This is a genomic window from Gemmatimonadota bacterium (assembly GCA_030747075.1).
Lineage (GTDB): Bacteria > ARS69 > ARS69 > ARS69 > ARS69 > ARS69.
In genome coordinates, this window is the sequence record JASLLL010000052.1 from 1 (window position 1) to 9,775 (window position 9,775).

Annotated in this window: 12 protein-coding genes; 7 read left to right on the forward strand and 5 right to left on the reverse strand. The window is 66.8% G+C overall.

Annotation, left to right across the window (positions count from 1 at the left end; all coding sequences use genetic code 11):
• Both QF819_10965 and QF819_10970 read left to right on the forward strand, forming a co-directional pair.
• Positions 1-1,171, forward strand: a 1,171-nt coding sequence (locus tag QF819_10965; GenBank protein ID MDP6803670.1) for a methylated-DNA--[protein]-cysteine S-methyltransferase, incomplete at its 5' end; no start/stop codon positions are given.
• Complete coding sequence (locus tag QF819_10970; protein ID MDP6803671.1) at positions 1,168-1,584, forward strand: OsmC family protein; 417 nt, start codon at positions 1,168-1,170, stop codon at positions 1,582-1,584. The genes QF819_10965 and QF819_10970, both read left to right, overlap by 4 nt.
• Here QF819_10970 and QF819_10975 read toward each other — a convergent pair.
• Positions 1,581-2,258, reverse strand: a complete 678-nt coding sequence (locus QF819_10975; GenBank protein MDP6803672.1) for a dihydrofolate reductase family protein — start codon at positions 2,256-2,258, stop codon at positions 1,581-1,583. The two genes, QF819_10970 and QF819_10975, sit on opposite strands and share 4 nt — an antisense overlap.
• A 101-nt stretch (positions 2,259-2,359) precedes the next feature.
• On the opposite strand from QF819_10975, the gene QF819_10980 reads away from it, so the two are divergent.
• From QF819_10980 to QF819_11000, 5 genes are all read left to right on the forward strand, one after another.
• Positions 2,360-2,614 (forward strand): MoaD/ThiS family protein, encoded by a 255-nt coding sequence (locus QF819_10980; protein MDP6803673.1) that lies wholly within the window; start codon positions 2,360-2,362, stop codon positions 2,612-2,614.
• Positions 2,615-2,617: 3 nt separating this feature from the next.
• The gene (locus tag QF819_10985) at positions 2,618-3,082 is read left to right on the forward strand and encodes a molybdenum cofactor biosynthesis protein MoaE (GenBank protein ID MDP6803674.1); all 465 of its coding nucleotides are present in this window, start codon (positions 2,618-2,620) and stop codon (positions 3,080-3,082) included.
• Entirely contained in the window at positions 3,079-4,065 is a 987-nt protein-coding gene (gene moaA / locus QF819_10990) for a GTP 3',8-cyclase MoaA (protein ID MDP6803675.1), read from the forward strand. Before QF819_10985 ends, moaA begins: the two co-directional genes overlap by 4 nt.
• 37 nt (positions 4,066-4,102) lie before the next feature.
• Entirely contained in the window at positions 4,103-5,233 is a 1,131-nt protein-coding gene (locus QF819_10995; protein MDP6803676.1) for a M48 family metalloprotease, read from the forward strand.
• A 65-nt stretch (positions 5,234-5,298) separates the two neighbouring features.
• Entirely contained in the window at positions 5,299-5,595 is a 297-nt protein-coding gene (locus QF819_11000) for a hypothetical protein (protein MDP6803677.1), read from the forward strand.
• Positions 5,596-5,651: 56 nt separating this feature from the next.
• On the opposite strand, the gene QF819_11005 is transcribed toward QF819_11000, so the two are convergent.
• From QF819_11005 to QF819_11020, 4 genes are all read right to left on the reverse strand, one after another.
• Positions 5,652-7,307 carry a sodium:alanine symporter family protein gene (locus tag QF819_11005; protein MDP6803678.1) on the reverse strand — a complete coding sequence of 552 codons (1,656 nt, stop codon included), beginning with the start codon at positions 7,305-7,307 and terminating at the stop codon, positions 5,652-5,654.
• Between the two features lie 101 nt (positions 7,308-7,408).
• Positions 7,409-8,473 carry a DUF1786 family protein gene (locus QF819_11010; GenBank protein ID MDP6803679.1) on the reverse strand — a complete coding sequence of 355 codons (1,065 nt, stop codon included), beginning with the start codon at positions 8,471-8,473 and terminating at the stop codon, positions 7,409-7,411.
• The gene (locus tag QF819_11015) at positions 8,470-9,162 is read right to left on the reverse strand and encodes an FmdE family protein (protein MDP6803680.1); all 693 of its coding nucleotides are present in this window, start codon (positions 9,160-9,162) and stop codon (positions 8,470-8,472) included. The genes QF819_11010 and QF819_11015 overlap by 4 nt, the downstream gene beginning before the upstream one ends.
• 40 nt (positions 9,163-9,202) lie before the next feature.
• Positions 9,203-9,775, reverse strand: a 573-nt coding sequence (locus tag QF819_11020; protein ID MDP6803681.1) for an aminotransferase class V-fold PLP-dependent enzyme, incomplete at its 5' end; no start/stop codon positions are given.

Below are 9,775 nucleotides of genomic sequence, written 5' to 3' on the forward strand. Positions count from 1 at the left end.
AGGGGGCCGCGCGATGTTTCGCGACGCCGGAGAAGGTCTGCACCTGTTCGAGACAGCACTCGGTGTGTGTGCGTTCTCGTGGACTCCTCGCGGGGTGGATCGGTTTGTCCTGCCGTCTGAGAATCGCGCGGCGGTCGTCCGGTGGCTGCGCGCGGAAGGGGAGGAGCGCAGCGAAACGGATCGCCCGCCGCGGGTGGTCTCTCTGGTGGCGCGGCGAGTGCGTGCGCACCTCGGCGGGAAGCCGGACAGTTTGCGCGACATTCCGGTGGATCTTCAGGTGGCGCCGTTTTCAGGGCGCGTCTACCGCGCGCTCCGCCGCGTGGATCCCGGGGAGGTCGTGACCTACGGGGAACTCGCGCGTCGGGCGCGTTCCCCGGGCGCGTCTCGTGCAGTGGGGCGCGCCATGGCGACCAATCCCGTGCCGCTCCTCGTGCCGTGCCACCGTGTTCTGACGCACTCGGGGGGGCTGGGCGGATTCACCTCCGAAGGCGGACTTCCGCTGAAAGCGCGGATGCTGCATGCGGAGGGGGTCATCCCGGATGAATCGCACTCGCGCGGGATGGCGCATCTTTCGCGTCGGGATCCGGTTCTGCGTCGAATCATCCGCGGCGTGGGGCCGTACACCGCGGGAATCGGGGCGCCGGGAGATCCGTACGATGTGCTGGTGGAATCGATCATTCACCAGCAGATCTCGATGAAGGCCGCCGCGACCATCGCCGGGCGGGTTCGCGCGTTGACCGATGGCCCGGCATTCCCGCGCCCGCACGACTTCCTCGGGGCGGACGGGCGCCGTCTTCGCAAGGCGGGGCTCTCGAAGCAGAAGGTGTCCTACCTGCGCGATCTGTCGCGCGCGGTCGAGTCGGGCGAACTTCGCCCGGGGGCGCTCCGCCGGCATGACGACGAACAGGTGGTCGAGTGCCTGACGCGCGTCCGCGGGATCGGGCGGTGGTCGGCCGAGATGTTCCTGATCTTCCACCTCGGGAGGCTGGACATTCTCCCGGTGGACGATCTGGGCCTTCGCGCGGGGATCCAGGCGGCCTACGCGCTGGCCGAACCGCCGACCAAGGCCGAGGCGCTGGCCAAGGGTGAAGACTGGCGGCCTTTCCGGTCGATGGCGACCTGGTATCTGTGGCAGCACCTGAAGCGGGAAGCGGAACGGAGGACGCGATGAAGACGACCCCTTGCGTCACGGTGAAGATGGGGGAGGGAACACGGGTTCTGGCGGATGCGCGGGGACACCAGTGGGTTGCGGACGAACCGAAGGAGGAGGGCGGAACGGACGACGGGCCCACCCCGAAGGAGATGCTTCTGGGTGCGCTGGGCGCGTGCACGGCCATCACGCTTCGCATCTACGCGAAGCACAAGGAGATCCCGCTGGAATCGGTCGAGGTGAGTTACGAGTTGATTCATGGCGAAGGCCGATCGCGTCCGGCGGAGTCGATTCGCGCCCGCGTGCGGATCGACGGGGACTTTGACGAAGGACAGCGGCGGCGGTTGACGCAGATTGTGGGGCGATGCCCCGTTCACCGGATGCTGGAGCACGGGGTTCCAATGGACGATTCGGTAGAGTTCGCGGCGGACTAGTCTGCGGGAGTGCGTGTATACCGCAGGAGGAGGTCCTCCCCGAGGCGGCGCGCCTCCTCAAGCCGGAATCGCGGGAACGCCTCAGGCGGGAAGCCGTGACCGTCGAAGGGGCCGGGTGCGCGGGCATCGCCGATGACGAGCGGCGCGATGGTGAAAGACACGCGGTCGACGAGATCCTGCTCCAGGAAGAGCGCGTTGGTCCGCCCGCCGCCGAGGCAGACGACCCTCCCGCCTCCGGCCAAGGAGCATGCGTGCGCAAGGCAGTCCGACAGCGAGAGGTCGTCCGGAAGCGGCAGGAGTTCCGCCCGGCCCCGGAAGTCGGCGCCCCTTTCCGCGATGGCTTCGGCGGAGGCCGCGACCAGTGCCGGCGCGGAGTCTTCGTCGAATGCGCGGCATGCGGGATCCAGTTCAAGACGCGGAGAGAGGATCAGTCGCGCGGGCTGAGGCGGGCGTCCCTCTTCCGTGCGGCGTTTTGACCACTCCGCCGGGACGGACAGCGACGGGTTTTCGGCTCGGATCGTCGCGGCGCCCGCCACGAGAAGATCCGATTCGGTCATCCGGGACAGGAGCCACTGGCCGTCCTCGGGGCCCGACCAGATCCAGGGATCGCGCCCGGCGGTGGAGATGCGGCCATCCATCGACAGTGCGCAGACGACTTCGACCGAGAACTTCACTTCATCCTCCCCTTGTGGACGGCCATACTATCAGCCCGGAAGGAGACTGTCCGTTGCGGGGATTCGCCCCTATACTGGGCGGTGCATCCGCGGAGGGGCCTGTGCCGGATCAGGAACTCACCATCCGACTCCATGCGCACGCGGCCGATCTGGCCGGGGTGCGGGAGATTCGCGCGCCCGGGGGTGCGGGGGATACCGCAAAGGACGTGAAAGACGCGCTCGCGCGGGTCTGCCCTCCGCTGGCGCCGCTTCTGCCTTCGTGTGTTCTGGCTACGGATTCCGAGTATCTTCCGGATTCCGGGGTGGTCGAAGGGGACCGCACTCTCCATCTGATCCCACCCGTCAGCGGAGGCTGATCCGTGCCCACGAGAATCCTCTCCCGCATTACTCAGGACCCGCTCCACGAAGCGGAGCTTCTCCGGTTTGTGGAGACTCCCGCGTCGGGGGGCGTGGTCCTCTTCTCGGGAGTCGTGCGAAACCTGCACGAAGGGCGCGCCGTTCACTCCATCGACTACTCCGCCGCCGAGGAACTGGCGTCGGTGAAGCTGGCCGCGATCTGTGCGGAAGTGCTGGAGGCCGAAGATGTCCACCGCGTGGCGGCGGTCCATCGGCTGGGCCTCCTTCAGGTGGGGGAGCCGAGCATTCTGGTGGCCGCGTCGTCCGCACACCGGGACACGGCATTCCGTGCCGCGCGGCAGCTGATCGACCGCGTCAAGGAGGTGCTTCCCGTCTGGAAGCGGGAACACTTCGACGATGGCGAAACGAAGTGGTCGGCGGGGACGCGCGTTCCGACTTCCGTCCGCACCGGGGAGGCGTCGCCATGAGCCTGTTGGATGCGCACGGACGCTCCATCGTGAACCTCCGCGTTTCGGTGACGGACCGGTGCAACCTTCGGTGCGCCTATTGCCTTCCGCACGAGAATGTAGAGTGGATCCCGCGCGCGGAGATTCTCTCGTACGAGGAGATCGTGCGCTTCGTTCGAGTGGTGGCGCCTCTCGGCATTCGCAAGGTGCGCCTGACAGGCGGGGAACCGCTCCTTCGAAAAGACCTGCCGGATCTTGTGAAGCGCATCGTGTCCGTCCCGGGCATTGAGGATGTGGGCATGACGACGAACGGGATTGGACTGGATCGCATGGCGGACCCTCTTCTTCGCGCGGGGCTTCGTCGCGTGAATGTGAGCCTGGACACGCTGGACGGGGGAGTCTTCCGCGAACTCACGCGCCGGGATTCGCTGGAAGCGGTTCTTCGCGGGCTGGACGCCGCGTTGAGCGTCGGTTTTCGCCCGGTGAAGATCAATGCCGTCATCCGGCGCGGGATCAACGACGACGCCATCCTTCCGTTGGCGGGATGGGCGCGGGAGAAGGGGTGTGTGCTGCGCTTCATCGAGTACATGCCGATCGGGAACGACCGCTGGAACGCGGACATGGTGGTCACGAACGCGGAGATTCTGCGAGTTCTCTCCGAAGGCGTGGGGCCCCTTCTTCCTGTGGAGGAGAGCGCGAAGGCCGGACCCGCCGCGCGCTGGCGCTACGAGGACGGCGGCGGTGAGGTGGGACTCATCGGAAGCGTGACGGAGCCTTTCTGCGGCCGGTGCGACCGCATCCGCGTCACCTCCGACGGGAAGCTGCGCACCTGCCTCTTTTCCACGGCGGAACGGGATCTTCGGGAACTGCTGCGCGAAGGGGGAACGGACGCGGAGATCGCGGACCTTGTGCGGAAGGCGGTGGACCGCAAGGAACCCGGCCACCGTATCGGGCAGGAGGATTTCGTCCGACCGGATCGAACCATGTCGGCGATCGGGGGTTGATCCCTTCGAACCGCGCCTCACACCACGGAGAGTCCCCGTGAACCGAAGGCTCCTTCCCGGCACCGCCGCCGCACTTCTTCTCTGGGTGGTGACTGCCGTCGCGCTTCCGCCCGGCAGCACGCCCCGGGAAACGGAACTCGGGCAGGAGGCGGCGTTCGATATCGAGCGCTCCGTGCTTCTGGTGGACGACGAAGAGACGCTGGAGAAGCTCTCGGGGATGCTCGCCGAGATCGCGGCGGCCACTTCCCGGCCGGATGTGGAGTACATCCCGCACATTGTCGCGTCTCCTGTGGTCAACGCCTTCGTGGTCCCCGGCGGCTGGGTGTATGTCACGCGCGGGCTGTTGGATGCGGTTCAATCCGATGACGAACTGGCGGGCGTTCTCGGACACGAGATTGCGCACAATGTCCGGCAGCACGCCATCGAGCGCATGCGCAACGCGCCCAAGGGCCTGGGCCTGTTGCAGCTTGCGTCGCTGGCAGCGGTCGTGCTGGGGAAGTCCCCGGAGGCGGCCATGCTCGCCGGGGCGGCCGCGAACGCCATCACGGCGGCGGTCCTGAACGGTGGCTCCGTGGCGGCCGAGGTGGACGCGGATCAGGAGGGCGTGGGGTATCTGCTGAAGACCCGGTACGATCCGGTGGGCTTTCTGACCTTTCTGGAGAGGATGGCGGGTTCTTCCGGGAAGTTCATCGAAGAGGAACTGGGGATCTACCGCACGCATCCTCTGTCGAAAGACCGAGTGCGCCAGGCGCGGGACTTTCTCCTGGAGAAGAACATCCCCATCCATCGCAGGCTGGTCACGAATCCTCCCCAGCCGGAAGCCCGGTCCGTGCGGAGCGAGGCGGGGGAACCGCGCACGGCCGTCGTTTTTACGGGAAGGACGCTCTTCCTTCTGGCCGGGCATGACGAAGAGCGATCGGCCGAAGCGGTGGCGACGGTTTCGTGGGCGCTGGATCACGAAGTCCCGCGCGGGGAGATCCGTATCGTGCCGGTGGAGGGAGGCGTGCGCGTGATGGCGGGCTCGGGGCCGCCGTTGTTTCTTTCCCCGTCGGATGGAGAGGCGAACGGCGTGACGGATGCGGTGCTCGGGGGGCGCGTGCGGGGAGTTCTTGCGGATCTGGTCGAGGCGGAGAAGAATCGGATTCTGGCGAACTACCAGTTGTACTGAGAAGATGCTGGCGGGGGAGTTCAACTCACTTTGAAGGGGCACGGTCCCCGGGGGAGGAGTGACCCATGAGACTTCGCGCATTCTGGATTGCGACCTTTGCGGCTGGCGTGCTCGCGCTGTCCGGCTGTGCCACGCGCACCGTCTATGTGAGAACTGCGCCGCCCGCTGCCCGGAAGGAAGTCCGTCCGGCCAGCCCCGGAGCCACGCATGTCTGGAAGGCGGGGCACTGGACCTGGAAGCGAGGTCGGTACAAGTGGGTTCCGGGGCACTGGGAGAAGTCCCGGCGGGGAGCCCACTGGACTCCGGGGCACTGGAAGAAAACGCCGCGCGGCTGGGTCTGGCGTCCCGGGCACTGGAAGTAGAACTGCCGGAGGTCGGTGGGAATGTGCGGTGCCTGTTTCAGGCACCGCACGCGGCCTCATCGAAACGGCACATGCTCCCGGGAGAAGTACTCCTTCGTCTGCCCCCGCACCTTCCCGGTCAGCAGGAAGATGGCGATGAGGTTCGGGATACTCATCAGCCCCAGCGCAAGATCCCCGAACGCCCACACCACTTCCAGCGCCAGCACCGCGCCGAGGAACACGAACGCCGTGTACAGCAACCGGTAGATCCGAACCGCACCGATCCCGAAGATGTACTCCGTGCAACGGTCGCCGTAATACGACCACGAGATGGTGGTGGAGAGCGCGAAGAGGAAGACGGACAGCGTCACGATCCACTTGCCGATGACTCCAAGGCGATCTCCCAGTCCGCGCTGGAACGCCCAGGTGGTGAGTGCGGAGGAGTTGAGGAGGATCTTCCCGCCGTAGCGAAGGCTCTCGCCGCCCACGAGCGCGCCGGATTCCGCGCGGAGCATCCCGGTGAACGGGGTTCCGTCGGCGTCCAGCACGAGCGCGTCGAGTACGAACCCGTCGTTCACCGAAAGGGCCGCGCCGGTGAGAAGTCCTTCGGTGACCGGGAACTCCGCGGAAAGAGGAGGCGCGTCCGCGACCACATCCCCGCGGACCGGCGTGGCGAGGACGGTATGGATGGAGCAGGATGACAGCGCATCCTCCACCGGCTTGTGCGCGGACCACGAACCCGTCAGCACGATCACCAGACCGGTCATCGTGCAGATCATGAGCGTGTCGATGAACGGACCGAGCATGGCCACGAGGCCTTCCCGTGCCGGTTCATCGGTCTTGGCCGCGGCGTGCGCGATGGGGGCGCTGCCCTGTCCGGCCTCGTTGGAGAAGAGCCCGCGTTTGACTCCCCAGATGAGCGTCGTCACGAAGACTCCCGCGGCGGTTCCCCCGACACCGGCGGTCGGGTTGAAGGCTTCGCGCAGGATGAGCGCGAACGCATCCGGGATCTCTCCGATGTGCCGGACCAACACCGTGAGCGCACCGAGCGCGTAGAGCACGAACATGGTCGGCGCGAGGCGCGAGGAGACCGCCGCAATCCGGCGGATACCGCCCAGGATGACCAGACCGACCACGGCCGCCATGACGAGACCGGTGATCCAGGTGGGCGCGCCCAGCGTCGTGTGCGCGGAGAGGCTGACCGTATTCGCCTGATTCATGTTCCCGCTGCCGAAGCTGCAGATGACTCCGCAGAATGCGAAGAACAGTGCCATCGGCTTCCAGTTCTTCCCGAGTCCGCGCTCGATGTAGTACATGGGTCCGCCCGCCGCTTCGTTCTTCTCGTCGAAGACGCGATGTCGCATGGAGAGCGTGCATTCGGTGTACTTGAGCGCCATGCCGAAGACCGCGGTGACCCACATCCAGAAGAGCGCCCCCGGGCCGCCGTAGTGGATTGCCGTGGCGACTCCGGCAATGTTCCCGATTCCCACGGTGGCGGAAAGTGCGGTCGTCAGCGCCTGGAAGTGGGAGATGTCGCCGCTGTGGGATGGGTCGTCGTAGCGTCCGCGCACCACATCCCATGCGTGACGAAACCCCCGGAACTGAATGAAGGCGAGCCGGAGCGTGACGAACAACCCGGCGGAAAGGAGAAGGGCCACGAGAAGGGGGAACTTCGCGGGCCAGCCCCAGACGAACCGATTGCCGACATGAACGAAGGTCTCAAAGAACTCCATGGTCTCACTCCGGGGGTGGCGGAAGGCGGGGTTTCGTGAAGTCGGCGCACGCTAGCACACCCCCCCCCGATCGTAAAGGCGACCGGGGGAGGAGGGCGCCGTCAGGAGGTTCCGAGGAGTCTCTCCGCGAAGCGCACCAGTCCGAGAGGCCCGGTCATCATCATGTCGCCGCCGGGAGCGGGAAAGAGAGTGTCGAGATCGGTCTCGAGAAGGAGGCCCCGGTTCGGCCCGGTAACGAGGATCCGTTCCACGGCGTGGAAGCCGGGCGGGTCGAAGTGCACGGCGCCCTCGCCTCCGTCTTCGCGAACCTGCTCGTCCGAAAAGTCACCGTCCGCGAATCGGCGGAGCGTGTCGCCGAGTTCAAAGGCACGCTTGCGGAACATACGCGTGTGATGCTCCATGGCGGAAAGGATGCGGTCGCCTCGGAAGACACCCGCCATCAGGTGGCAGTTTCCGACATTCACCAGCAGGTCCACCCCGTCGCTCGGGAGTTCGGCGCGGCAGCCCATGAGCGCGGACATGGGCGTGTCCGCCGCAAGAGCCGGGACACCGGGGAGGTCTCTCGCCAGACGATCGAGTCCTGACTGCATGCGATGGAAGCCATCGGGCAGGTCGTCGCGTGTGAACGCCAGGGCGGAAGGATGCGGGTTTTCGGAGAGGCGCTCCGCGAAGGTCCGGAATCGGGACACGCGATTCAGCTCCCCCTCCTCGTACGCACCGTGGTCCTGCACGGCGAACGCGACGGCGTCGAGGTTGTCGAGGTCTTCGTCGTGCGCGTGGAGAAAGTCCCGAAGCGCGGGAATCTCCATTTCGTCGAGATGAATGCGCGTGCCGCTGCCGGAGTCTTCCGGGAGGTCGTCCGCGACTTCGATGCCGGCCTTTCGAACATCCTCGACGCGGTTCCGCACGAGAAAGCAGGTGCGGGAAGTGGTTCGGACGCGGTGCCCCTTTTTCACGAGTTCGCGGAGCGCGTAAGCAAGGGGGCCTCCGCCGACGGTGTCGCCCACGACATCCAGATCGCCCGGTCTGGAGAGCACCCGGTCCGCATAGCGTTGGGCCGGAGCCCCGACGACCACCTTGACGCAGTTCTCCAGGTTTCGGGTGGAGTCGTAGAGAAGGACATCCTTGGTGCCGTGCCCGATGTCGATGGCGAGGATGCGGCTCATGAGGGGGACCGCCCGGTTTCGTCGAGGTCCCGGGGCTCGTAGTAGTGGCCGACTTCGCAGGAGCGGCAGGTCGTGCCCCCCGTGGAGAGGAAGAGCTCTTCGCACTGATCGCAGGCGACGACCGGTGTATCGATGCCGAGTTCACGGGTGGTCATCCGGACCGGTGTGGCGGTCAGGACCTTGCGGCGTGCTTCCAGCACCTGGAGTGAGACGGGCGCCCAGCGCTCGCCCTTCGGCACGGAGTGGTCGAGCAGGCGGCGGAACCAGTGGTCGATGGCCGGGAACTCCGGCGTGCGGCGGGTATCGAGGTGAATGCGATAACCGAGCCCGGTGTCCTTGTCATAAAAGGTGCAGGCGATCTTGTGCAGGTCCCGGACGCGGAACTGTGTCTTCCCGAGACGATGCCGCAGCACGGTGTGGATTCCGCTCGGGAGGCAGAGCCAGCTTTCGATGACCGTTCCCATGCGCTTGGTCTCCGGCATGAGTTCCAGCGCCCAGTCGGCCATGAAGACGGCGATCAAGGTGCCGGGGACCGGAAATCCGTGGAACTCAATCGCGAGGCGGATGAGGTCGTTGAGGGTGTACTCGTCCGGCCGGGCTTCCGTCGCGGAGCCGGGGGGGGATTCGCCGCGTCGTCCTCGTTCGATGAGGTCGACCACTCGCTTTGCGTCGGAGTCGGGTGCGGTCATGGGGAGGGTCTCCTCTTGAGCGGATGGTATTCCTGATGGCTCATGCGGGGAACAGCGGCTGTCCGCAACACTCATCCGAGCCGTCGCCCGGCGGTGCGGCCTGTCCTTGTGCGATGGCGGCGTATGCGCGCGCGCTTTCCACGGCTCCCGGAATGCGCCGGAGGACTTCGTCGATGTCTTCGCCGGTCGTGTGGATGCCCAGACTGAAGCGGATGGATCCGTCCACGCGCGAGGCGTCCATGCCCATGGCGCGGAGGACATGCGAGGGGCGGGGATCTCCGGCGGCGCAGGCGGAACCCCGGCTGGCCGCGATCCCTTCCAGCGCGAGGGCATTGACGAGCGCGCGCCCGGGGACAGCGCCGAGATGGAGGTGCGTGGTGTTCGGGAGCCTGCCCGCGCGATCGCCGTTGACGGACGCACCGGGGAGCGCCGCGACAATCCCTTCCTCCAGGCGGTCGCGAAGCGTGGCGCACTTCGCCAGTGCCGCTGCCCACGCGGGCTTGCGCACTTCCCGGGTCCATGCGTGAAGCCCGGCCAATGCGGGGATGTCCGGCGTTCCGGCGCGGAGCCCGCCTTCCTGTTCGCCGCCGTGGACCCTCGCCATGATGCGCAC